Origin of the sequence: Mucilaginibacter pallidiroseus (assembly GCF_007846085.1) — a bacterium.
Classification (GTDB): Bacteria; Bacteroidota; Bacteroidia; order Sphingobacteriales; family Sphingobacteriaceae; genus Mucilaginibacter; species Mucilaginibacter pallidiroseus.
On the sequence record NZ_VOEJ01000007.1, the window covers coordinates 96,732 to 120,657 of the forward strand.

The 23,926-nt window shown below is 42.9% G+C and carries 20 protein-coding genes; 7 read left to right on the plus strand and 13 right to left on the minus strand.

The window, feature by feature from the left end:
• Positions 1–206: 206 nt before the first annotated feature.
• From FPZ43_RS14725 to FPZ43_RS14735, 3 genes are all read left to right on the plus strand, one after another.
• Positions 207–926, plus strand: coding sequence for a hypothetical protein (locus tag FPZ43_RS14725; protein WP_146382696.1), 720 nt, complete (start codon positions 207–209; stop codon positions 924–926).
• Positions 927–957: 31 nt separating this feature from the next.
• Entirely contained in the window at positions 958–1,461 is a 504-nt protein-coding gene (locus FPZ43_RS14730; RefSeq protein ID WP_146382697.1) for a hypothetical protein, read from the plus strand.
• Positions 1,462–1,552: 91 nt separating this feature from the next.
• On the plus strand, positions 1,553–1,963 hold the full coding sequence (locus tag FPZ43_RS14735) for a VOC family protein (RefSeq protein WP_146382698.1): 411 nt from the start codon (positions 1,553–1,555) through the stop codon (positions 1,961–1,963).
• 520 nt (positions 1,964–2,483) lie between these two features.
• On the opposite strand, the gene rpsJ is transcribed toward FPZ43_RS14735, so the two are convergent.
• The 5 genes from rpsJ to FPZ43_RS14760 all read right to left on the minus strand — a co-directional run bounded on the left by rpsJ (position 2,484) and on the right by FPZ43_RS14760 (position 7,098).
• Positions 2,484–2,789, minus strand: coding sequence for a 30S ribosomal protein S10 (rpsJ, locus tag FPZ43_RS14740; RefSeq protein WP_022830652.1), 306 nt, complete (start codon positions 2,787–2,789; stop codon positions 2,484–2,486).
• Between the two features lie 113 nt (positions 2,790–2,902).
• Complete coding sequence (gene fusA, locus FPZ43_RS14745) at positions 2,903–5,014, minus strand: elongation factor G (RefSeq protein WP_146382699.1); 2,112 nt, start codon at positions 5,012–5,014, stop codon at positions 2,903–2,905.
• 138 nt (positions 5,015–5,152) lie between these two features.
• Entirely contained in the window at positions 5,153–5,620 is a 468-nt protein-coding gene (rpsG, locus tag FPZ43_RS14750; RefSeq protein ID WP_146382700.1) for a 30S ribosomal protein S7, read from the minus strand.
• A gap of 19 nt (positions 5,621–5,639) precedes the next feature.
• Positions 5,640–6,053: a 30S ribosomal protein S12 gene (gene rpsL / locus FPZ43_RS14755; protein ID WP_022830655.1), complete on the minus strand. Its 414-nt coding sequence runs from the start codon at positions 6,051–6,053 to the stop codon at positions 5,640–5,642.
• A 166-nt stretch (positions 6,054–6,219) separates the two neighbouring features.
• Positions 6,220–7,098, minus strand: coding sequence for a LysR substrate-binding domain-containing protein (locus tag FPZ43_RS14760; protein ID WP_146382701.1), 879 nt, complete (start codon positions 7,096–7,098; stop codon positions 6,220–6,222).
• Positions 7,099–7,211: 113 nt separating this feature from the next.
• Between FPZ43_RS14760 and FPZ43_RS14765 the strand changes: the two genes are divergently transcribed.
• Positions 7,212–8,450, plus strand: a complete 1,239-nt coding sequence (locus FPZ43_RS14765) for an MFS transporter (protein ID WP_186461851.1) — start codon at positions 7,212–7,214, stop codon at positions 8,448–8,450.
• A 215-nt stretch (positions 8,451–8,665) separates the two neighbouring features.
• Here the strand turns inward: FPZ43_RS14765 and FPZ43_RS14770 are convergent, their stop codons facing one another.
• The 3 genes from FPZ43_RS14770 to FPZ43_RS14780 all read right to left on the minus strand — a co-directional run bounded on the left by FPZ43_RS14770 (position 8,666) and on the right by FPZ43_RS14780 (position 11,878).
• Complete coding sequence (locus tag FPZ43_RS14770; protein WP_146382702.1) at positions 8,666–9,844, minus strand: acyl-CoA dehydrogenase family protein; 1,179 nt, start codon at positions 9,842–9,844, stop codon at positions 8,666–8,668.
• Between the two features lie 393 nt (positions 9,845–10,237).
• Positions 10,238–11,539: an alpha-L-fucosidase gene (locus FPZ43_RS14775; RefSeq protein ID WP_146382703.1), complete on the minus strand. Its 1,302-nt coding sequence runs from the start codon at positions 11,537–11,539 to the stop codon at positions 10,238–10,240.
• A gap of 9 nt (positions 11,540–11,548) precedes the next feature.
• On the minus strand, positions 11,549–11,878 hold the full coding sequence (locus FPZ43_RS14780; protein ID WP_146382704.1) for an L-rhamnose mutarotase: 330 nt from the start codon (positions 11,876–11,878) through the stop codon (positions 11,549–11,551).
• Between the two features lie 94 nt (positions 11,879–11,972).
• Between FPZ43_RS14780 and FPZ43_RS14785 the strand changes: the two genes are divergently transcribed.
• Positions 11,973–12,503, plus strand: a complete 531-nt coding sequence (locus FPZ43_RS14785; protein WP_222430985.1) for a GNAT family N-acetyltransferase — start codon at positions 11,973–11,975, stop codon at positions 12,501–12,503.
• A 39-nt stretch (positions 12,504–12,542) separates the two neighbouring features.
• Complete coding sequence (locus FPZ43_RS14790; RefSeq protein WP_146382705.1) at positions 12,543–15,104, plus strand: phosphocholine-specific phospholipase C; 2,562 nt, start codon at positions 12,543–12,545, stop codon at positions 15,102–15,104.
• 4 nt (positions 15,105–15,108) lie between these two features.
• On the opposite strand, the gene FPZ43_RS14795 is transcribed toward FPZ43_RS14790, so the two are convergent.
• The 4 genes from FPZ43_RS14795 to FPZ43_RS14810 all read right to left on the minus strand — a co-directional run bounded on the left by FPZ43_RS14795 (position 15,109) and on the right by FPZ43_RS14810 (position 19,453).
• Positions 15,109–16,776 carry an ArnT family glycosyltransferase gene (locus FPZ43_RS14795; RefSeq protein WP_146382706.1) on the minus strand — a complete coding sequence of 556 codons (1,668 nt, stop codon included), beginning with the start codon at positions 16,774–16,776 and terminating at the stop codon, positions 15,109–15,111.
• Positions 16,777–16,854: 78 nt separating this feature from the next.
• Positions 16,855–17,340 (minus strand): hypothetical protein, encoded by a 486-nt coding sequence (locus FPZ43_RS14800; RefSeq protein ID WP_146382707.1) that lies wholly within the window; start codon positions 17,338–17,340, stop codon positions 16,855–16,857.
• Positions 17,341–17,765: 425 nt separating this feature from the next.
• Positions 17,766–18,857 (minus strand): DUF3810 domain-containing protein, encoded by a 1,092-nt coding sequence (locus FPZ43_RS14805; protein WP_146382708.1) that lies wholly within the window; start codon positions 18,855–18,857, stop codon positions 17,766–17,768.
• Positions 18,858–18,940: 83 nt separating this feature from the next.
• Positions 18,941–19,453, minus strand: a complete 513-nt coding sequence (locus FPZ43_RS14810; RefSeq protein WP_146382709.1) for a DUF2911 domain-containing protein — start codon at positions 19,451–19,453, stop codon at positions 18,941–18,943.
• A gap of 323 nt (positions 19,454–19,776) precedes the next feature.
• Between FPZ43_RS14810 and FPZ43_RS14815 the strand changes: the two genes are divergently transcribed.
• Complete coding sequence (locus FPZ43_RS14815) at positions 19,777–21,423, plus strand: ArnT family glycosyltransferase (protein ID WP_146382710.1); 1,647 nt, start codon at positions 19,777–19,779, stop codon at positions 21,421–21,423.
• A gap of 9 nt (positions 21,424–21,432) precedes the next feature.
• On the opposite strand, the gene FPZ43_RS14820 is transcribed toward FPZ43_RS14815, so the two are convergent.
• Positions 21,433–23,829, minus strand: a complete 2,397-nt coding sequence (locus FPZ43_RS14820; protein ID WP_146382711.1) for a carboxypeptidase-like regulatory domain-containing protein — start codon at positions 23,827–23,829, stop codon at positions 21,433–21,435.
• Between the last annotated feature and the right edge of the window lie 97 nt (positions 23,830–23,926).

Sequence of the window (23,926 nt, forward strand, 5' to 3'; positions counted from 1 at the left end):
CGACTAAGATAAATGCTTTTATAAAAAACCGCGCATTTATAGGCTGTTAACATCCTTTTTTATACATTTAAAAAGTAAAATCAAATTTTACAGAAATAAACAGATAAAAACCAGGCAAACCTATACCGCCAATTTTGTTTAAACTTTACATTAAAAAATAACGTTAAACTACAAACGGCTGTCCGCCTTCCAAACCCTTTACATACATGATAAAGCTTTTAACACTACGCGCGTTTATTTTGGCAGTTTTAATAACATGCAGCAATGCAGTACAGGCGCAGGACAGTATTAAAAGGAAAGCTCCTGCTAAGCCGGCCACTGTTGCACCCAAAAAATACACCCCGTATGTTAAACCCGCAACGGCAGGTAGCCCGGCAGTTAATTCCGGCAGCTATCGCCAGCCTGCTGCCCCTGCCGCACCTGTTGATAAAAGCTTGCGCGGGCAATACCAATACCTGCTTACCAAGGTTTACAACTACCAGCAGCCACTTGTATCGGCACTGGTTAAAAACTATAATGATACGCTATCTACCACACGTAAACAACTAAAGGCGGCCCAGGCAACCCTTGCGCAGCAAGCCCAAACTATAGATACGTTAAAAGCCACTGCAAATAATAAAGATCAATCATTAGTACAGGCGCAAGCCAAAGTTGATGAAGTGAGCCTTCTTGGCATCCCCATGAAAAAAACCACCTACAACTGGATCATGTGGGGTTTGGTAATTGTATTTGGTGCCGTTGCTGCAATTGTGCTGGCCCGATCTGGCGCTCATAGCCGCGAAGCAAAATATCGTATTAAGCTTTACAATGAGCTCGACGAGGAGTACAAAACTTATAAAGCCAAAGCCAACGAGAAAGAAAAGAAACTTGCCCGTGAGCTGCAAACCGAACGCAATAAGCTTGACGAATTGTTAGGCAACAGCTAGGCGAACCTGCCCTTTGAAAGGTGCGTAAAAGATGACAGATCAATTTACATTTTCTGATTTCGATTCCCACTTCAGGGGGTTAGGGGGCAAAGCGTACCTCTTTGGCTGGAATCCTCATAAATTTGCATGGGAAAATATCGACGATGATATTGAAAAGCTAAAAACTACCGGCGAATTGGAAGATAACTGGAGCGTTGCAAGCCACAAAACCATCAAGCCCGGTGATAGGGCATATATCGTTCGCGTAGGTGTTGAGCCGAAAGGAATATTTGCTTCGGGTTATATATCATCCGAACCATTTCTCGCTTCACGTAAAGGCCGAACTCATCATCGCATCAAAATCAAGCTTGATGTTTTGCTAAATCCCGATAAACAACCAATATTATCTTTGGATATACTTAAAACCGGCAATCTTGCGGAACAAACCTGGACACCGCAGGCTTCAGGAATTTCTATAAGACGGCACCTGGTAGATGAACTTGAGGGTGTTTGGCTTAGCTTCCTGGATGAAGCCGGCTTTATTGATGAGCTATAGTTTGTCGCATTTGCCCCGCTAACTTGTCTGTATTACAGGTTTATCATGCAGTTCTATCGGCTTATATTTGAGTAAACTAAACACTCAAAATATGGCAACTCAAATTTTTGTAAACCTTCCTGTTACCGACCTCAACAAATCAGTTGAGTTTTTTACCAGGCTTGGATATACGTTTAACCCGCAATTCACAGATGAAAAAGCAACCTGCATGATTGTAAGTGATACTATTTATGTAATGCTGCTTACAAGGCCGTTTTTTCAAACATTTACTAAAAAAGAAATTATTGACGCCCATAAGCAGATAGAATGTACCATTTGCTTATCTACCGATAGTAAAGTAGCTGTTGATGACATGGTGGCCAAGGCAGAGGCAGCCGGAGCAACTATACCTAACCCGGCAACAGACTACGGCTTTATGTATCAGCACAGCTTTGCCGACCTTGATGGCCACCACTGGGAAGTTATGTGGATGGATCCAGCAGGCCCGCCGCAGCAGGCGTAAGTGATCAACCCATGCATGCAATAAGCTGGATTGCTTTTTCAGCTTATTGCTATTTTATTTTTTCCAGATGTGCACAATAGGTCTTCGTAACTTTACAATCAAACTCGAGGTTTAAGGCCGCCCTATCATTTATCGCCGGAGTTGTTGATTTTGTGACGCTAACTTTGTCGACCCTACGAAATTTCGATTTGGCGCAGAACTCCAGTACCCGGATCGTATCACCTTCGCTTGTTATAACTATTGCGGAGGTAGCCACTTTAGAATTGCCAAGGTGGCAAAAGCCTTTGTTGTAAGCGATAACCGAGGCTGTTAAATCTTTATCTAAATTGAAATATCGCCATTGGGCCTGGCATTTGTATGTGGCTTGCATTTGCCGCCTTATATTGGCCGGTGCGCAGGAAGCAATGAATAAAACAATCATTAGTGATAAGGTTCGCATGTTTTAAAGATATGCGATTTAACGCAAAAAAGCCACCCTTTAACAAGGATGGCTTTTGTATTTTCGGATCTTCCGGTACTATCACACTTTGATCTCAACTTCAACACCGCTTGGCAATTCAAGCTTCATCAAAGCATCTACAGTTTTTGAGTTTGAGCTGTAGATATCCAATAACCTCTTGTAAGAGCATAATTGGAATTGCTCACGTGCCTTTTTGTTTACGTGTGGTGAACGTAATACAGTGAAGATTTTTTTCTCGGTTGGTAAAGGAAGCGGTCCGCTAACTACGGCACCGGTAGGCTTTACAGTTTTTACGATCTTCTCAGCAGATTTATCTACCAAGTTGTAGTCGTAAGACTTTAATTTGATCCTGATTCTTTGGCTCATGTTAATTGTTTGTTAATGGCTATTCCTAAGAGCTATTTATTAGGGCAGCCGGTTTATTTTAAAAAGTTGACTGAGTAACCAATCTCTGATCACTCAATCAACTAATCTATAATTTACGCGTTAGCAGCAGCTTTTTTTCCTTTAGCTTTAGCAACTACTTCGTCCTGTACGTTACGTGGTGCTTCAGCATAGTGATCAAACTCCATGGTTGAAGTAGCACGGCCAGAAGTGATAGTACGTAACTGCGTTACATAACCAAACATTTCTGAAAGTGGTACAGTAGCTTTAATTACCTGTGCACCATTACGTGAGTCCATACCCAAAAGCTGGCCACGACGACGGTTCATGTCACCGATAACATCACCCATGTTTTCTTCAGGGGTAAGGATCTCGATTTTCATGATCGGTTCAAGCAATACCGGTTTACATTTCGGCAATGCTTCACGGTAAGCCATTTTAGCTGCAAGCTCAAATGACAATGCATCTGAATCGACCGCGTGGAATGAACCATCGATCAGGCGTACTTTTAAGCTGGTTAATGGGAAACCTGCTAATACACCGTTCTGCATTGAAGCTTCGAAGCCTTTTTGTACAGACGGGATAAACTCACGAGGGATTGAACCACCGCTGATCTCGTTAACAAATTGCAAGCCTTCTTTACCTTCATCATTTGGTGATAATACAACTTGAATATCAGCAAATTTACCACGACCACCAGTTTGTTTCTTGTATGTTTCGCGGTGTTGAACAGTACCTGTGATTGACTCTTTGTAAGCAACCTGTGGAGCACCCTGGTTAACCTCAACCTTAAACTCGCGTTTAAGACGGTCCATGATGATATCCAGGTGAAGCTCGCCCATACCGCTGATTACAGTTTGACCTGTCTCTTCATCAGAGTTTACACGGAAGGTTGGATCCTCTTCAGCAAGTTTACCTAAAGCCATACCCAATTTGTCAACGTCAGCCTGAGTTTTTGGCTCGATAGCTAAACCGATAACCGGGTCAGGGAAGTTCATCGACTCAAGGATGATAGGGTGTTTCTCGTCGCAAAGGGTATCACCTGTTTTGATATCCTTGAAACCTACTACCGCAGCAATATCACCGGCACCTACGTTAGGGATAGGATTTTGCTTGTTAGCATGCATCTGGAATATACGAGAGATACGCTCCTTGTTATCTGAACGCATGTTGTGTACATACGAACCTGCATCAAGGTTACCAGAGTAAACACGGATAAAGCACAGACGACCTACGAATGGGTCAGTTGCGATTTTAAATGCTAATGCAGCAAATGGCTCTTTAACATCTGGTTTACGAAGGATTTCTTCGCCTGTATCAGGGTTGGTACCAACAATACCTTCAACGTCCATAGGTGAAGGAAGTAACTCCATCACATAGTCGAGCATGGTTTGTACACCTTTGTTTTTGAAAGATGAACCGCATGTCATTGGTACAATTTTACCAGCTAAAGTAGCCTGGCGTAAAGCGTCCAATACTTCGCGCTCAGTGATGGTAGTTGGATCATCAAAGAATTTCTCCATCAATGTATCGTCGTACTCAGCAACTGCTTCTAATAATTTCTCTCTCCACTCAGTAGCTTCGTCAACCAAATCATCAGGAATTGGCACTTCGGTAAAGGTCATACCTTTATCGTGCTCGTTCCAAACAATACCACGGAAGTTGATCAAATCAACTACACCTTTAAATTGATCTTCGGCACCGATAGGGATTTGCAATGGCACAGCGTGGCTGCCCAGCATATCACGTACCTGCTTAACAACTTTTAAGAAGTCGGCACCGCTACGGTCCATTTTGTTAACGAAACCAATACGGGCAACGTTGTAGTTGTTAGCCAAACGCCAGTTAGTTTCTGACTGAGGCTCAACACCATCAACCGCAGAGAACAAGAAAACCAAGCCGTCCAAAACACGTAATGAACGGTTTACCTCTACGGTAAAGTCCACGTGTCCTGGCGTATCAATGATGTTCATGTGATAGCTGTTGTTCCTGTATTTCCAGTTAACTGTTGTAGCAGCAGATGTAATGGTAATACCACGCTCCTGCTCTTGCGCCATCCAGTCCATTGTAGCTGCACCTTCGTGTACCTCGCCAATTTTGTGGCTGACACCGGCGTAGTACAATATACGCTCTGTTGTAGTGGTTTTACCGGCATCAATGTGAGCGGCAATACCTATGTTTCTTGTATATCTTAGATCTCTTGACATTTTATTTTTTTTGTGATTTCACTAATTTATAAAACGATTACACTGATTTAGAATCAGCTTAAACGCAATCTTACTAAATCAGTGTAATCTTAATATATAATCGGTGTAATCCTTTTATATCGGTGTAATCCCTTTTAATTAGAAACGGAAGTGAGAGAACGCTTTGTTGGCTTCAGCCATTTTGTGCGTATCTTCTTTCTTTTTAACAGCAGCACCTTCGCCTTTAGCAGCAGATATGATCTCGCCGGCTAATTTCTCCATCATGGTTTTTTCACCACGACGACGTGCATAGCTGATTAACCATTTCATACCCAAAGCAATTTTACGCTCCGGACGAACCTCTGTAGGCACCTGGAAGTTAGCACCACCAACACGGCGGCTTTTTACTTCAACAGCTGGCATTACATTGTTCAACGCTTTTTTCCAGGTATCTAAACCGCTTTCGTTGGTTTTTTTCTCAACGATGTCAACTGCGTTATAAAATATAGCGTATGCGGTAGATTTTTTACCATCATACATCATGTTATTTACAAACCTTGTTACCAGGGTATCATTAAACCTTGGATCAGGAAGGATAATTCTCTTTTTTGGTTTTGACTTTCTCATTGCTTTCTATCCTCCTTAATTATTTCTTTTTACCTTTTGTTGGAGCAGCAGCAACCTGACCTGGTTTAGGACGCTTGGTTCCGTATTTAGAACGACGTTGGTTACGGCCGGCAACACCTGATGTATCTAATGCACCACGGATGATGTGGTAACGTACACCCGGTAAGTCTTTAACACGACCACCACGGATCAAAACAATTGAGTGTTCTTGTAAGTTGTGGCCCTCTCCTGGGATGTAGGCGTTAACTTCTTTACCATTTGTAAGGCGCACACGTGCAACTTTACGCATTGCTGAGTTTGGTTTTTTAGGGGTAGTGGTATACACACGGGTGCATACTCCTCTTCGCTGTGGACAGCTGTCCAACGCTGGAGACTTACTCTTGTCTTCCAGAGCTACTCTACCTTTTCTAACTAATTGCTGAATAGTAGGCATTCTTTCCTTTTTTGTTTACTTGTTGTTATCCCGCATTTCGGGACTGCAAAAGTACAAACATTATTTTTGATTTTCAAGCAGTTGCAAAAAAGTTTTTTAAAGTGATAATCAATCGTATAGCAAACATTAATAACATGCAATCATTTTAAATTATTTGAGGGCATCCCTACCGCCTCTTCACCTCATCCAGCATAAATTTTCTGAACTGCCCTACGGCTTTCTTTTCATAAACATCGGTCATGGTAATGATCATGGCCTTGCGTACCATATTTTTACCCTTGATAGGTACTGCGCTTAGTCCGCTACCTTTTACTGTTGTTTTGGCCAGTATTGTATACCAGTTGCCCGCCTTTACAAGGTCGAGCAGCGTGGGGATATCATTAATCTCCAGCGCAATATTCGGCGATAGCTTATTTTGAAGCAGCGTATTGTTTATAAACTCCCGTGTGCTGAAACCATTTGATGGCAGCACCAGGGGCAGCGCCACCACATCTTTTAACAACACCTGATCATGCTGCGCTACGGGGTCTTTTGCTGATGATACCAAACAAAGCGGCGACTCGAACAACAACTCGTACGTTAAATGTGCATCATGCACCACCTCTTCAAACGTTAGCAAAATATCAAGTTCCAGGCTAAGCAGCCTATGCCGCAACTCTTCCGACGTGCCAAACACCACCTGCACTTTTACTTTTGGGAACTTTCTTAAAAAGCGCATCAATGCAGGTGTTAATAAATATCGCAAACCATAAGTTACGCCAATGTTTAACGAGCCGGCCTGCAATTGGTTCAACTCCTGCAACATCAGCTTACCGTTATTGGCGCGGTTTACGCTCTGCAGTGCGTAATTATAAAACAACTGCCCGGCCTCGGTAAGTGCTATACGTTTACCTATTCTGTTAAATAGCGGGATATCCAGTTCATCTTCCAACTGCTTTATCTGTTGCGAGAGCGTGCTTTGGCTGATGTTAAGCGAATCTGCAGCCTCGGTAAAATTGAGCAGTTCTTTGGCCTTTATAAAATATCTGAGCTGACGCAGTTCCATTTTCTTAAATCGGTTTTATCGATTGATGTTATAGAAAAATAACGTTTTACAAATATATGCTTAATGCGGACATTTGTGACGGCAAAGGATAAAGTCTTTTGCAAGTACTTTATATGAATATATTTCGATCTCTTAAATACCGCAATTTTAAATTATTCTTTTACGGCCAGTCCATATCATTAATGGGCACCTGGATGCAAAAAACCGCAGTGGCCTGGCTGGTGTATCGCTTAACCGGATCAGCTTTTTTACTTGGACTGGTAACGTTTGTAAGCCTTATCCCCTCTCTTATACTACCACCATACGCGGGCAGCTTCATTGACAGACATGACAGGTTCAAGACTTTGGTAAATACCCAGATCATATCAATGATACAGGCGTTTGCCCTGGCAGCCATGATCTACTTTAAGTTTTACAGCATAACGGGCATTATCTTTTTAAGCTTGGTGCAGGGTGTGGTAAATGCCTTTGACGTTACCTGCCGCCAGTCGCTAATGATTGACATGGTTGACGACCCTGCCGATTTACCGAACGCCATAGCCCTTAATTCCAGCATGACCAACCTGGCCCGCATTGTAGGCCCTGCCATTGCCGGTGTTGTATTGAGCACGTTAGGTGAGGACTTTTGTTTTGTAAGCAACTTTTTAAGTTACATACCCGTGCTCATCTGTTTATATCTAATGAGGATCAACACATCAGTAACAGAACGGCCGGAGAAAAAGATTTGGGTAGAGCTAAGAGAAGGCTTTTCATACATATCATCAGAAAAGGAATTGAGCAGCCTTATTGTATTACTGGCCATAAGCAGCATGTTCGTGATCCCGTTTAACACTTTAATGCCCATTTTTGCTAAAGATCTGTTTCATGGCACTGCAAAAACCTTTAGTTTATTTGAAAGTGCCATTGGCCTTGGCGCACTTATAAGCGCGGTATATCTGGCCAACTTAAAAACGAGCGAGAATCTTATTAAGATAGCTATTGTAGCTTGCCTATTGTTTGGTGCCGGTATCCTGTTGTTGTCGCTTACCCGTTTTCTGCCGGCATCGTTGTTTTTTATGGTACTTAGTGGCGTAGGCATGATGGCCCAAACATCTGCCATTAATACTTACATACAAACACACGCTGCGCCAAATATGCGTGGCAGAGCCATCAGTTATTACATAATGGCTTATCAAGGGGTGATACCTGTGGGCAGTTTGTTAGTTGGCGCATTGGCCGAGGTTGTAGGCGCCAAAACTACGGTAGCAATTGAAGGCATCATTGGGATAGTTGCAGCAATCGGCTTTGTTTATTACCGTGTTTATGTGCGCGGAAGCGGCAGGCTAAGTCTTGCGGGAATGCGTGCTAAATAATATTTTTAATTTGTAAAATAATATTTATACTAAAAATATAAATATGCAGTTAAGTAGCTAATTAACAGATTCATTAACGGATCAGTTAGTAGTTAATTAAGATTTACGAGAAGCAGGTATAGCGCAAGGCCAAACCTGCTTTTTTTATGTCAAATAAAAAGCCCGCAATCTTTATCAACTGCGGACTTTTACTTATTTGAAAACTATAATCAGTATTATTTAAGCACTTCTCGGCTTATTACTATCTTCTGTATCTCGGAGGTACCCTCGCCTATTGTGCACAGCTTGGCATCGCGGTAAAATTTCTCTACCGGGAAATCTTTTGTGTAACCATACCCGCCAAAAATTTGCACGGCATCATTAGCCACGCTCACAGCCACTTCCGATGCGTAATATTTGGCCATTGCCGATTGTTTGGTAACCGGCAGATGCCTGTTCTTAAAATCGGCAGCCTGCATAATCAACAACTCAGCAGCCTCGATTTGGGTAGCCATATCGGCCAGTTTAAATGATATGCCCTGGAAACTGCTTATAGGCTGGCCAAACTGATGACGCTCTTTAGAGTAATTAACAGCTGCCTCAAATGCGCCTTTGGCAATACCTAATGATAGTGCCGCGATAGAGATGCGGCCGCCATCCAATATCTTCATGGCCTGTGCAAATCCATCACCTTCATTACCCAAAAGATTTTCCTTTGGCACGCGGCAATTATCAAATATCAGCTCGGTTGTTTCGGATGCGCGCATCCCTAACTTGTTCTCCTTTTTACCCGCGCTAAAACCCGGTGTACCTTTTTCAATAACAATGGCCGATATACCTTTCGAGTCGCCTTTACTGCCGGTGCGTACCATTACTACGGCCACATCGCCGCTTTTGCCATGCGTTATCCAGTTTTTCGATCCGTTAATAATGTAATGGTCGCCATCTAATACAGCAGTGGTAGCCATGCGCATAGCATCGCTGCCAGTATTAGCTTCGGTAAGCCCCCAGGCACCTATCCACTCAGCAGTGGCCAGTTTGGGAAGCCAGCGTTGTTTTTGCTCCTCGTTTGCAAAATTCATAATATGGCCTGTACACAACGAATTATGCGCAGCAACAGATAAGCCAATAGAGCCGCATACTTTCGCAATCTCGCTTATAACGGTTACGTATTCTGCGTAGCCAAAGCCCGAGCCGCCATACTCTTCGGGCACCAAAACGCCCATCATGCCTTGTTCGCCAAGTTGCTTAAACAGCTCCACAGGAAAATATTGCTCTTCATCCCACTTCATTACATTGGGGCGAATGTAACGCTCGGCAAAGTCTTTGGCCATTTGGCCTATCATCCTTTGGTTTTCGGTCAAATCAAAGTTATAGGCACCCTCAACCGGGCTATCAGTTAACATGGTATTCATTAAAAAGTAGATTTATAATTGGTTGATGTAAAGCTAATAAAAATAAATTTACTATGCATGCATAGTAAATAATAAATATCAAAAGCTTTAGATTGTTTTGGAGTAAGTGTATATAAGTAAATTACGTTGTCATGCCGAACATAGTGAAGCAGCTACTCTTCGACAGAAAGGCTTGTAAGCAAATTCTTCGTACCTCAGAATGACAAAGGCAATATTTGCAAATTACTCCTATTGTACTGAGGATAATGAACCACCCTCATATTTGCTGCGCAGCGGTATAAATAGCGCTTTATCAGACCATACGCTCTCGCACAGGATAACAAAGCACTATCTCACAAAAAAGCCCCTGCCTTCAATTGAAAACAGGGGCGCTAATCTAATGTTATGTAAGTTTTAATTCACCGTAAGCTTCACTATGGTATCTATAGGGTCAAGTGTTAGGCCATCGGTATAAACAAACAAACCTTCGGGCTGTTGCTTAAATTTTATGGCAGGGCCGCCTGCCAGTAGTGCTGCACTCTTGACGGTGCCTTTCACATCTGGGATAAAAATATATTTTTCGGCAGGTGCGGTAGTTATGTGTGCATACATCGTTTTACCCTTTACCGTTACCACACCCCACTGCTGTGCCGGCACTACAGCGCCGCGTGTTCCATAAATGCTTTCGCCATTTTTTTGAACCCATTTGCCAACTACTGCCATCGTATCGGTAAATTCGGGCTGTATTTTGCCATTAGGCATAGGGCCAATGTTTAACAGGAAGTTTGCATTTTTCCCGGCAGCATTCACCAGATATTGGATAATTTGTTTGGTTGATTTATAATGATCGTCCTTAATGTTAAAGCCCCAGTTGTCATTTATAGTCTCACAAGTTTCAAGTGGTAGCTCACCAATTTTTGAATCGGCACTAAAGCCCGTGGTGTTTGCACCCGGCAGGTCTTTTTCAAACATCTGGAAATCTTCACCCTCTTTTGGTGCCAGGTGGTGATTATTACCAATCAGTATCGATGAATTTAATTTGTGTATAGTTCCGTAGATATCATCATAATGCCAATCGGCTTTTGGGCGTTCCCAGTTACCGTCAAACCAAATACCTTTTACCCCTGGGTATTTTGTAATGAGCTCGGTAAGCTGCCCTTTCATAAAATTAATATAACCAAGCCAGTCGCCAGCTTGCGGCTTGCCATCAACTACAGTAGTGCCGTAAGCATAATCGGGCCTACCCCAATCAAGCAGCGAGTAATAAAAGTGCAACTCAATGCCTTCCTTTTCGCACTCTTTGGCAAGCTCCATCATTGGGTCTTTCTTGTAAGGTGTGGCATCAACAATATTGTAAGCAGACAAACCTGTTTTGAACATACTGAAGCCGTCATGATGGCGCGATGTAACAGTAATGTATTTCATACCCGCTTTTTTTGCAAATGCAACCCACTCTTTGGCATTAAACTCCTGCGGATTAAAAAAATCGGCCAGCCGCTTATAATCATTATATGGAATTTTACGCTGATTCATAACCCATTCGCCGTCCCCCAAAATACTGTAGATACCCCAGTGGATAAACAAACCAAATTTCATATCCTGGAAATGCCTGCGTGCAGCCATGTTCCCTACAGTTGGTGTGTATTTTGCCTGTGCAAAGGCGCTGCTTAAGCAGCACAGCACAACCAGTACGGCAAGAGTTAGTTTTTTGATCATAGCAGTGTATTATAGTGTAAATATGTTATCCATTAACATCCATTTCTCTCCGGCGACAGCCTCTTTCAAAGGTTGTTGGTATTTCCACATCAAGGCCTCCCACTCCTGCACTTTGGCATTACCTTCGTCCATAGCTGCCTTATGTTCAAAGCTGAACTCATCAGTAGTGTCCATAATCATAAAAAGGCGCGTGCCGAGGCGGTAAATTTCCATAGCGGTAATGCCTGCTCCGGTGATGCTTTCTTTGATTTCAGGCCAAACAGCATGGTGATGCGCTTCATATTCGGCTATTAATTGTGCATCATCTTTAAGGTCAAGCGTGAGGCAATATCTTTTCATATAGTAGGTTTAAAGCTAAAGAGATAAAGCTTGTGGCATACAAATAAGCAAATGTTTAAGGTAAAAGCAATAGCTTAGGGTTTAATTTTTAAGGATGAGTACAATAGCACAATCAGAGAATTTAATATTACGCCAGTTTACCCACACTGATGATGCCTTTATTTATGATTTGCTGAACACCCCTACCTGGCAGGAATTTATTGGCAACTTTCAGATAAATGAACTTGCCGACGCATTGGCCTATATCAATAACGTACCCTTAACATATTATACGAAACATGGGTTTGGCCCCTGGCTGGTGGCTTTAAAAACCGGCGAACCAATAGGGATGTGCGGCCTGTTCAAGCGTGATTACCTTGACCAACCCGACCTTGGCTTTGCCTTTTTGCCCGGTTATGCAGGCAAGGGCCTTGCTTACGAAAGTTGCCTTGCAGTACTTGATTATGCTGTAAAGCATTTCAACCTCACAACACTTTATGCCACTACCTCGCAAAACAACCTGCGGTCGCAAAATTTACTAAAGCGTTGCGGCTTCGGGTTCGAAGGAGAGATAACGGTAAACGATATGGGCAGGCTGTCACTTTATAAACTTAGTTTACAAAAAAATAACGCAGCGGTTATTTAAGCGGCTGATAAGTTTATTTGTGATTGATAATTTTGTGTTATGAGTGATTCGAGAAGAGATTTTCTTAAAAAGGCCGCCTTTTTAGCAGGAGCTACCGGCCTAAGCAGCATTTTGCCAGCATCTATACAAAAGGCTATGGCCATAAACCCTGCACAGGGCAGCACCTGGCGCGATGCCGAGCATGTGGTAATATTGATGCAGGAAAATCGTTCATTCGATCATTGCTTTGGCACATTAAAAGGTGTTCGCGGGTTTAATGATCCGCGTGCCATCAGCCTGCCAAACAAAAACCCGGTTTGGCTGCAGTCAAACAAAAAGGGCGATACCTTTGCCCCATTTCATCTTGATATAAAAAACACCAAAGCCACCTGGATGAGTTCGCTGCCGCATAGCTGGAACAACCAGGTAAATGCCTACAACAACGGCAAGCACGATCAATGGCTTATTGAAAAGCAATCGGGCAACCCCGATTATAAGGATATGCCCCTTACCATGGGTTACCATACCCGCCAGGATTTGCCCTTTAACTATGCCCTGGCCGATGCTTTTACCGTTTGTGATCAGTACTTCTGCTCATCGCTAACCGGCACAACGCCAAACCGGAACTATTTATGGAGCGGCACTATCCGCAAGGATCAGGACGAACACTCGAGGGCAAACGTGTGGAACGAGGATTCAGACTTTAGCTCACAGGATTGGACATCCTTTCCGGAGCGTTTGGAAGATGCAGGTATATCATGGAAATGCTACCAAAACGAAATTTCGGTAGGTGTAGGGTTTGAGGGCGAAGAAGATTCATGGCTAAGTAACTTTACCGATAATAACCTAGAATTTTTCAAGCAGTACAATGTAAAACTACATGCCAAGCACATTGCATATTTAAAAAAACGCCGGGCAGAACTTCCGGCGCTGATTAAAAATGCGCAGGCAAAAGTTGAAGGCTCAGCTGCCGAGGGCAAAGAACTACTTAAGTTAAAAAAGCAACTGAAGCAATTACAAAATGAACAGGCATCAATTGAAAAAGACAACTGGATTTTTGAACCCGGTGCTTTTGACAAACTCACACCGCGCGAAAAAAGCTTGCATCAAAAAGCTTTTACAACAAACCAGGGTGACGCTGATTACCATAAACTTGCTACCCTTAAATACGACGACAATGGTACCGAACGCAGTATGCAGGTACCTAAAGGGGATGTGCTTTATCAATTTCGGCAGGATGTAAAAACCGGGAAATTGCCAACCGTGTCATGGATAACAGCGCCTGAAAACTTTTCGGACCACCCAAGCGCGCCATGGTACGGCGCCTGGTATCTGTCGGAAGTGCTGGACATCCTTACCCATAACCCGGAGGTTTGGAAAAAAACCATCTTCATCCTCAATTACGATGAAAACGACGGCTACTTTGATCACATTCCACCCTTTGTGGCGCCTCACTCGCATAAGGAAGGTACAGGCAAGGTATCTGACGGGATAAATACCCGCGTTGAATTCGTAACGCTGGACCAGGAGCTTGACCGCAAAGGTTTCCCTAATAATTACAAACGTGAAAGCGCCATTGGCTTAGGCTTTAGGGTGCCCATGATTGTTGCATCGCCTTGGAGCCGGGGTGGTTACGTAAACTCCGAAGTTTTTGATCACACATCAACCCTGCAATTTTTAGAAAACTGGCTACAGCATAAAACCGGCAAAAAGATTAAGGAAGAGAACATCAGTGAATGGCGACGAACCGTTTGCGGTGACCTTACTTCTGTTTTTCGCTCTTATAACGGCGAGAAGCTGCCTGCGCTTACCTTTTTAAATAAAGATCAATCGGCCGAGGACATACACAAGGCACAGTTTAAAAAACTGCCCGATGATTTTAAAAAGTTTAGCCAGGAGGATATCACAGCGGTAAATAAAAATCCGCTTACATCGCCATTACTTGCCAGGCAGGAACCGGGTATTAAACCAGCCAATGCCCTACCATATGAACTATACGTAGACGGGCAGCTTGATGAAGATCGTCAAAGCTTTAAGCTCACATTTAAAGCGGGCAATACATTTTTTGGCAAGCAGTCGGCGGGCAGCCCTTTGCTGGTTTATGCACCTGGTAATTACACATCTGTTACTGCCCCTCAGACAACCGAAGCGGCGCGTACATGGAACTACGCCGCCAAACCCGGCGACCAGTTACAAGACACTTTTAGTCTGCAGGATTTTGAAGATGGCAACTATCATTTGCGCGCATATGGCCCCAATGGATTTTACCGCGAATTTAAAGGTGACAAAAACGATCCGGGACTATACGCGGCGCTGACTTATGAAACTAAAGACGGCAAGCCTACCGGTAACGCCGTACTTACATTTTCGATAAGCGGAAAGATCGCGCCTCTGAAAATAGAGGTAACCGACAATGCCTACAAAACCGGAACCAAAAAATTCGAGGTACAGCGCGAAAGCTTTGCTCCACAAACTTTAAAACTCGACTTATTAAAAAGTTACGGCTGGTACGATGTAACGGTTAAAGCAAACGGCTTTGCACAATTTAAAAAGAGGTTTGCAGGCAGGGTTGAAACAGGCCAAGCTACGCAGACCGATCCGCTAATGGGCCGAGTGGTTTAAAAACTTACCTAATTAAAACCACCTGCATGGTATCTAACACCTGAGGGCGGTTTTTGTAATTTAAAAACTGTGGCTTAAGGCGCGATATCCAATAATGCTGGAACTGTGCTACGGGCTGGGCTGTCATCCCCCTATCGGTAAATGTTTTAATGCCATCGGCGTTGCCGTAAAATAAAAATGGCGGCTTGGGTAGTTCAACGGGTTTGTCAGGGTATATAGTTACAATGGGCTGTGCAATATAAAAATCCATTGGGTGAGAGTTATTCTCATGCAACTGCACCACAGGTAGCTTTTCAGGATTGTTACGATTGATCCACATTGCGGCCTCGCTGCCCGACTGGTATTTAAGCAGCGATGGATAAAATGCCAGGTTTAAATACAAGTTTACTACAAAAGAAGCTATTAGTGTCCGGTAAGCCATCTCCCTGAAATCCGTAGCTGTAAAATTGCCGGGAACGATAACCAGCAATAATAACCATACCGCTACTGTAAACCCAATATGCCAATTGAATTGTGAGGGCCTAAAGTAGAAATGCAATACGCCTATAACAAGCAACAAAACCAGCACCAACCCTAACTGTACATTACGAACCAACGTAATTGTCTTCGGCGTTTTAAGGCCAATAACGTACTGCGCCGTAATAATGGCAAAAAACGGAAACACAATATTTAAATAATGAGGCAGCTGGAACTTTGATGCCGAGAATAATAGAAAAGTAAGCATGGCACCGTTTATGCAATACCACTCATGCGACTTTACATCTTTTACGCCTGTTTTTATAAAGCGATAAATAGCCGCAAAAAGGATAAGCGACCAAGGCAAAAAAGCCCACAGCGTAGTATGAATAAAGAAAGATGGGTCGCCGTGGCCTTTTATAGGGCCCGTATTGAAAAAGCGCCCAAACTGGCTGTCCCAAAAAAAGAATTTGATGCCCGATACATGTGTTTGCCCGAAGACAACCTTCTGCGGCTGTGCATCAAACTGTACGTATAAACAATAAATTTCCGGCAGGATAAAAATCAAAACAAATACAGCAGCCAACAACCAGCGCAAATTGAATAATGCCCTCCATTGCCTGGTTATGGCTAAATGGCCCGCAATTGCACCACCTATAGGCACCAGGGCAAACATTCCCTTTGTCATGATAGCGCAGGCGGTAAACAGGCTGCCCAATAACAATTGCCAAAAGCTGTTGCGTGTATAAGCCCTGTAGATATGATATACAGCCGCTATTATCAATCCCGTTAAATAGGGCTCGGCCCTAACATCATTATTAGATAATATGATGTGTTGTGATGTAAGCAGTATCAAAACCGCCCAAAGGGCTACCTCTTTGGTGTAAAGGGCCTTTGCAAACAGGTAGGTGTACCAACTGCCCATCAGCATAAATAAAATACCCGGAAGCTTATATGACCAGGTGCTGATCCCGAAAATTTCAAAAGATAGCGCCGTTATCCAAAACGGGAAGTGTGGTTTATCAAGCCAGTCGGCGCCGTAGGCAAACAGGTTAACAAAGTCATTATGCAAAGCCATTGTTTTGGCTATACTGGCGTAAAGTGTGCCATCGGGGCCAATCACAGGTACAAATAACCCACTGAAGTTTAGTGCTACGGCCAAAGCAATGAAAATGTATGGCCAGTTAGCTTTATCGGCCCGGGCAATCGCGCTCATGCGTTAAAGGTAAAAAGTTGTGCCGATATATTTGAGGAAGGCTAAAATTTACACGGGAAAGTGCAAATGCTCGAAAGCTTAATTACTTGTGAAATCCTTTTGGTTGATCTTTACCAGGCCACGGCTATCTTTCACGCTGATGTACATGGCGACGGAATAAAAATCATTATCGAACAGGTAAATATTGTTGTTAGCATCTACTCCTTGAAACTTCATAATAAGCTTCGCCCGCTTTGCCTGCCCTATCATATTTACAATGTGTTGCGGGTCGAATGTTTCATAGGTAACGGTGTGAAGTACCGTTCCGTTGCTTAAAATTTCCTTTACCCCTATAGTAATATTTTGGGGCTTTACTTTGTTATTGATGGTAGTAAAACGTTCCAACCTTTTGCCGCCTACCTCTTCAACATACTGTTGCTTAAACACTTTACCAAGCGTTAAATAAGTGTGCGCCTCGCCATCAGTTAAGTTGGTAAGATTGGTAAGGTCATAAAAAGATATGCTTTGCGCATAACCGCCCGCAGCAGTAATTAACAGTAGCAATAAAAGGCTTATACGTTTCATATACTACGGCAAATATAATTTATTGCAGGTAAAGTAATTACGCAATAGCCAATGAGTCTTAAACATAAAAGCTCTTAACGCTACCCGGATCAAACCGCCAGATATTATAATAACTTTTTAACAAATGAGCGATCTGGCAACACATTTGTCAATAAAATGTCGAAAAGACATCAAAAGCGCTATTGGCTTTGGTGCGCGCAGCATCATTGTGTACCTTTGACACTTACAAGAATCTATCTATCCACGATAGCGTTTTTTATTTGAATTAGGCGGCCTATTGGCCATATCTATAAAGAACTTGGGTAAGCAAGCATATTATCTGAGGTTTAGTTGATCAACATTATTTGAATGATGTTGTTGTGCGTCCTGGGGTGAGATACGGGACGCACTTTTTTTACCCGCTACCGCTCTCTGTACATGCTATCTTAAATAGTCCCCTCTTTTTTGTATTCGGCCATTAACAACGCAACCATACGGTTATACCTGCGCATTCCCTCGGGCTGGTTATTAGCCTTCAGGAAATTATCGTAAAACACGCTGCTTATCGCATTTAACTTATTAATATAAGATAGCCAGTACAAACGCTCAGCTTTATAATCAGCTAACACTTGTGGCGATATTTTCTTCTTGAAAGCCTTGTATGTAACAGAATCTTTTGCCCGCAGGCTGTACATACATTCCTGCAAACCCTGGTAGTAAGCCGAATACTGCAGCAATTTATCTGCCGACCTGCTGGCTGCCAGGTAGCCTACAAAATTGGCTTCATCTTCCGGGCCGTAACCCATCTGGTGGGCCATTTCATGGCAGGCAACAAAGGGGCGTGTGTGTACCGGCATTTGGTAGTTAAGCTGCGCTTCGGTAGTAAATGGGTTGTAATAGCCCGATGTACCAATATAATTGGTGATGAAGGTGAGCAGAGAGGGCTTAATACGCGGGCTGTAAGTATGATAACTTACCGACGTGCTGCCCAGTTGCTTAACAGCACTTATAGCTTGCTGATAAATTGTGTCATTACCTTTCTTAAAATCAGCTGAAGTGAGACGCCCCCGCGAAGTATTTGCACTATCAATAAGCTGGTTGGTGACCGCTTTAAGATCCTCAAAATTTAGTGTGCTGTCGCGCAGGCCAAGCCTAGTGGCTGCCGAAGGCCGGAAATAGTTTAAGCCCCATAACAGGTAAAATATTATTATTCCTGCTTGCACAGCTATAACTATACCTAAGAAAAAACCGGCTGCCCGCTTAAACTGCGTTTTGATTAACAGAACAACTACCCTGAAGAGCGCATAGATGAACGCACATACAACCGAGATGTAGAAGATATCTCCCAAACTAAATGGAAGTATATTTAATACCGGGTGCAGTATCAAACAAATGCCCTTATATAATCCCTGCGAATAATATTGCTCCACTGCCTGCGGGTGCCGCGCAAAAAGCATTAGCAATTGCAAAAGCAGGTAAAGTGCAACAATAGCGATTACACGTTTAACAACAGGTTTTTTTAAATAGGGGTAACGCATGTAATGCAGTAAATATACACAACCAGGCTGCAACAAAAAAGCCCCGGATTAACCGGGGCCTTAACTTCATTAACAAGCGATAATTATTTTATTGATACCGGTGCACTTATAGTATCCCAGTTAAGCGAAAAGCCTTTTTTATCTATTTTATAAACTAAGCGCTCGCTTTTGCTTGCTTTTTTAGGTGTAACCATAACGCGCAAAGCATCCTGCGATTCTTCATATTTATATGCGCCCCATTGTTTAGCCACCTTATTGAAAATAATTGTCCATTTGCCTTCTGTTGGTATAGCAAATAAGCCATAGCTACCGGCTGGTAAGGCCTTACCTTCAACCATAATATCTTTAGATGTGGTAAATACGGTAGCTTCGTTAGCACCTGCACGCCAAACTTTGCCATATTTCTCCAACTCGCCAAAAACCTTACGGCCTTTTACCGAAGGGCTACCATAATTAATTGTGATGGTTGCACCTTTAATAACGCCGCTTACACTATCGCGAGGGCTCGGGATTGGCTTTTGCGCAAAAGCAGCAGCGCTAAATAAAACGGCAACAACAAGCAGTAAAGCTTTTTTAATTTGAAACACTTTTTTCATAAATATTTTAGTTTACCCGGTGGCGGTTAAAGCGTATTAATCACCGGCATACAAATATGTATAATTATCTACTGATGCCCATATTATCAAACCTTAAATTTTTTAGAATTTATAAGGCCACTTAAAAACTTTAATTACCTGAGCATGTTATATATACACAGAAAATCACATTGCAGTTAGGAATAGACCGAAAGGTTAAAACAATTGTTGTGAGTTTTTGCCCCCGCCCTAGGTGGGGGTTTTTTTTTGCCCTTTATGGCGGGGGCCGAGGCTGATACAACGGCAAGACAGATTATTATATATTTGCTGCGTTACACGCAACAATGAACAATACCGTAAAACCGTTATACCTGCTAATTTTTGTACTGGCGCTTGCGGTAAACTTTGCGGGCATAAATACTGACTTTTTTAGTGACGATCCCGGCCTTTATGCATCTATAGCCAAAAATATGATGTATAGGCATAATCTGCTGCAGTTGTTTACCTACAACCAGAATTGGCTCGATAAACCTCACTTCCCTTTTTGGGCAATTTGGCTCAGTTTCAAAACATTTGGCATAAGTGTTTGGGCTTACAGGCTGCCTGCCTTGATTTGCTTTTTATTAAGTGCCCTATACACCTTTTTATTTAGCCGTAAATTTTACGGCACAGAGATAGCCATAACTGCCGTACTTATATTGATGACGGCGCAGCATACCATGCTATCGAACGTAGATGTACGGGCCGAGCCTTATTTAATGGCTTTTGTAACGGGCGCTATTTACCATGTAGCCCGCCTGAACCAGCGCTTTACTTTTACCGATTTTTTACTAGCCGCTCTGCTTACTGCATTTGCCGTGATGACGAAAGGTATTTTCCTGATAGGTGCCGTTTATGGGGCATTACTGGGGCAACTTGTATTCACAGGTCGTTTTACTTCAGCTTTTCGTCCGGTTTGGGTATTTCTTTTTTTAACTACCGCCCTTTTTACCCTGCCAGAGTTTTACGCTCTTTACATCCAGTTTGATGCACATGCCGAAAAAGTTGTATTTGCACGAACCAATGTATCGGGCATTAAATGGTTTTTGTGGGACAGCCAGTTTGGCCGGTTTGTGAATAATGGCCCTATCAAACAAAAGTCATCAGGCAGTATATTATTTTTTGCGCATACCCTGCTTTGGGCATTTTTGCCGTGGTGCCTTCTATTTTATTATGCCATTTATAAAAACACCAGGCAAATCATCAGCAAGATTAAACTACCTGAATACTATGCTTTAAGCGGTGGTTTATTATTGCTGCTGTTATTTTCACTATCGGGTTTTCAGTTGCCTTTTTATACTAACGCAGTGTTTCCGCTTTTTGCCATTGTAACGGCACCTTACTGTTACGCAAAGCTGTCCAAAGCAGCAGAAGTGTATAGACAAGTCGCCACATGGCTTTTTATTGTTGCGCTCCCGCTTCTGATTATAACTGTACATATCTTCTTGAAGCCGCCAAGCCAATTACTGTTTGTACTGTCTTGTCTGTTGTTTGGTGCAGTCGCATTGGTGATCATAAGAGCCAAAGCCGCACCTGCCTATCGCAACTTCTTACTGGTATGTTGCGCTGTGCTATTCGCCAACTTTTATATGAATACAGTATTCTTTAACATGTTGGCATCGTACAATGGGCAGATAACAGCGGCCAGTTATATTAATCAACCTAAGTTTGATAGCTATAGCGTTTATTCACTCAGGCAATCAAATAACGTGTTTCAGTTTTATAACAAGCGGCCTGTTGCTTTTATAGCGCCGGAAGCTTTTGACAAGACCCCTCCACAGTCGTTATTTTTTGCCAACCAATTAACTCTCGACCAGCTCACTCAGCAAAAGTCAGCCTTTAAAGTAGTTGCATCGTTTGCCAATTACCCGCAAGAAAACATTTTGCCAAAGTTTGTAAATAGCGCAACGCGTAACCAGGTGCTCGATAAAGTTTATATCATAAGCCACTAAGCGGGGCGCTTACTTAACGGTATAGCTTGTAACCGAAGCTGCCGGGTAACCATTAGCATCAATACCTTCAACAGTTACCCTGTAAGTACCAGCAGGGCTATTGCTATTGAAAGACACAACGGCGTTTCCGTTTTTATCTGTCACCACGTCAGGGTTCCACATAATTGTTTTACGTGGGTTGTTAATAGCTGTATTTATATTTGGCGTATAAAATTGTCTTGCCGCATAAAAGCCCTGCGGCATAATGGCAATTACACCCGGCGACATTTCGCGGGCGAATGATGGTTCGCTTTCGCCGCCCTGCTTAGTGTTAATTACTATTACCCCTGCGCCCCCGGCCATACCGTAAATACTGGCGTTTGATCCTCTTAATATCTCCACGGTTTCAACATCATTAGGATTAAACGAGTCGATATCTGCTGATGTGATGGTGCCATCAACCACCAATAACATCGGCTCATTAAACGCTTGTGCGTTCGAGCCAACAATCCTGGCGCGTTGATATGCTTTACCCGCCTCGAAACGTATTCCGCGTGCCACGCCATCCAAACCTGTAGTTAAAGTAGATGCATTGCGGAATGATGTTTTGTATATTACCTGGTCCGCATTGCCCGCCCCGGCCAGGTTTGATGACCGGTAAACTGCATTTTTATTGGTGAGCAATGCATTGCTTAGTTTTGGATTGCTCAAATTATCGTTATTAGCATAGCTCTCCCCCTCCGGCAAGTTAGCCATAGTTTTTTCTGATGGATAGCTGTCGGCTGGAATCGGTGGTAAGTTGTGGGTTTTATCGAGCACAACATGCAGTTTGTTTTTTGTGGTAGCATTATCTATTTTCAGCAAAAAGCCGGTTCGGTCCATAAAGGCTATCTTATCAAATACAAAACGGCCGTCTCCATCTGTCTGGCTGTTTAAAAGCAGGCCACTTTGCTTAGCCATCAATACAACCTTGTTATTGGGCACAGGCTGATTAGCCTGGTTCAGTAATACACCGCTTACTTGTAAAGCCGTTTTCGGCACGTAACTATTTGCCAATATGTTACCGGTAAGTACATCCTTCCATACAAAACCGCGGTAGCCTTGCGTCAGCATCAAAAGGTCTAAACTTTTGCGGGTATCTGCATTAGGGTTATTAAAATAGTAGCCAGGCTGCTCCACATAACCCGTGAGCTCAGGTGTTAGCAGTAAATCGGTTACTATGTTACCCCTATTTTCATCCGTCGGCACCTTGGTATCATTAACTACCGATAATGAAAAATATCCCGTTGACTGCTTTTGGCTGTCGGCTGTTTTAGCGTTTAGGTTCAGCTGTACATTATCACCTCTGGCATAAGCTGCTTTGTCGCTGTTTACCATCACGTTTAGTTCAGCCCGGTTTTGAATAAAAGCAAGGCGCTCGTTTACAGGGCTTCCATCCAAAAATAATGTGACTTGCGCTACACCAGTACGTAGATCTTTCTTAGCCAAATCAAAACCTAAAGATTGATTATCAAGCACGGCTTTTACCGTTTTAACTATCCCGGCATTGTAAATTACCACCGCAAGTTCCTTATTTTTATTGGCCAGATAGAAAGCCTTGTTGGCATTTATCTCTACCGACATTTTATCTTCAGCATCGTTATTAACCGTAAGGGTCATCCCGGCAGGCACAGCTTTAGGCAAATCAACCGAAGCTGTCTTACCATCGGGGTAGGTGACCTTTGCCCGATAAGTTTTGCCGTCTTCGGGCGTTAAAAAGAATTGCCCCAAGCCAACGCGTGCGGTGGTAAATTTTCCGACTACTTTATTTAAATTATCAACAACTGTTCCTTTGATATTGATACCAAGACCATCTGCCCCTACCGCCTTAAAAGATATTCTTGATGGTAAACCAGCTACAAAACTACCACCCTCTGCAAAAAATTGAACATCGGGATTTGCGGCTGCAGGCGTTACCTTGGTCAGACTGTGCCCGGTAACAGATATTGTTCTGTACGACAAATACTCCCCGCCCTGGCTTTGCATAAATTGCGTATAAGCACGTATTCGGTAATTACCTTTTGTAAGATACTTCGGCAGTTCAAAATCGCCGTGTGCCTGGCCATTATCAAGCTGCAATATGATAGATTGCATGAGCGAATCATTCTTACCTATTAAATCGGCATACAAAACCGAACTGCCTTTTGAGATCTGATGCTGACTGCCTGCAGTTACATAAGCCTTAAAATATATGGTATCGCCAGGGTCGTAGTATGGTTTATCTGAATGAATATATACCCTTTCAACCGTTGTGGCAGCCAGGGTTGTTTGCAACTTGCTTACAATTTGCTTGATATCGTTGTCGGTTCTTGGCGCAGCTGTAGTTTGCGCGTGCAGGGTATATTGCAGGCAAATGCAGGCAAACACCATTAAAAGGGGCTTTTTCATGATCAGGTATATTTAATTATTCAAGAAGACAGGCAGCTGGTTCGGCTGCTTATAATTGGCAAATAAATATACTGATTATCAGACGAGTAAAGCAAAT

Excerpts from the sequence above, each read along its gene's own strand:
- FPZ43_RS14725 (WP_146382696.1), top strand. The coding sequence starts at position 207 with ATGATAAAGCTTTTAACACTACGCGCGTTTATTTTGGCAGTTTTAATA.
- FPZ43_RS14730 (WP_146382697.1), top strand. The coding sequence starts at position 958 with ATGACAGATCAATTTACATTTTCTGATTTCGATTCCCACTTCAGGGGG.
- FPZ43_RS14735 (WP_146382698.1), top strand. The coding sequence starts at position 1,553 with ATGGCAACTCAAATTTTTGTAAACCTTCCTGTTACCGACCTCAACAAA.
- rpsJ (WP_022830652.1), bottom strand. The coding sequence starts at position 2,789 with ATGAGCCAAAGAATCAGGATCAAATTAAAGTCTTACGACTACAACTTG.
- fusA (WP_146382699.1), bottom strand. The coding sequence starts at position 5,014 with ATGTCAAGAGATCTAAGATATACAAGAAACATAGGTATTGCCGCTCAC.
- rpsG (WP_146382700.1), bottom strand. The coding sequence starts at position 5,620 with ATGAGAAAGTCAAAACCAAAAAAGAGAATTATCCTTCCTGATCCAAGG.
- rpsL (WP_022830655.1), bottom strand. The coding sequence starts at position 6,053 with ATGCCTACTATTCAGCAATTAGTTAGAAAAGGTAGAGTAGCTCTGGAA.
- FPZ43_RS14760 (WP_146382701.1), bottom strand. The coding sequence starts at position 7,098 with ATGGAACTGCGTCAGCTCAGATATTTTATAAAGGCCAAAGAACTGCTC.
- FPZ43_RS14765 (WP_186461851.1), top strand. The coding sequence starts at position 7,212 with ATGAATATATTTCGATCTCTTAAATACCGCAATTTTAAATTATTCTTT.
- FPZ43_RS14770 (WP_146382702.1), bottom strand. The coding sequence starts at position 9,844 with ATGAATACCATGTTAACTGATAGCCCGGTTGAGGGTGCCTATAACTTT.
- FPZ43_RS14775 (WP_146382703.1), bottom strand. The coding sequence starts at position 11,539 with ATGATCAAAAAACTAACTCTTGCCGTACTGGTTGTGCTGTGCTGCTTA.
- FPZ43_RS14780 (WP_146382704.1), bottom strand. The coding sequence starts at position 11,878 with ATGAAAAGATATTGCCTCACGCTTGACCTTAAAGATGATGCACAATTA.
- FPZ43_RS14785 (WP_222430985.1), top strand. The coding sequence starts at position 11,973 with ATGAGTACAATAGCACAATCAGAGAATTTAATATTACGCCAGTTTACC.
- FPZ43_RS14790 (WP_146382705.1), top strand. The coding sequence starts at position 12,543 with ATGAGTGATTCGAGAAGAGATTTTCTTAAAAAGGCCGCCTTTTTAGCA.
- FPZ43_RS14795 (WP_146382706.1), bottom strand. The coding sequence starts at position 16,776 with ATGAGCGCGATTGCCCGGGCCGATAAAGCTAACTGGCCATACATTTTC.
- FPZ43_RS14800 (WP_146382707.1), bottom strand. The coding sequence starts at position 17,340 with ATGAAACGTATAAGCCTTTTATTGCTACTGTTAATTACTGCTGCGGGC.
- FPZ43_RS14805 (WP_146382708.1), bottom strand. The coding sequence starts at position 18,857 with ATGCGTTACCCCTATTTAAAAAAACCTGTTGTTAAACGTGTAATCGCT.
- FPZ43_RS14810 (WP_146382709.1), bottom strand. The coding sequence starts at position 19,453 with ATGAAAAAAGTGTTTCAAATTAAAAAAGCTTTACTGCTTGTTGTTGCC.
- FPZ43_RS14815 (WP_146382710.1), top strand. The coding sequence starts at position 19,777 with ATGAACAATACCGTAAAACCGTTATACCTGCTAATTTTTGTACTGGCG.
- FPZ43_RS14820 (WP_146382711.1), bottom strand. The coding sequence starts at position 23,829 with ATGAAAAAGCCCCTTTTAATGGTGTTTGCCTGCATTTGCCTGCAATAT.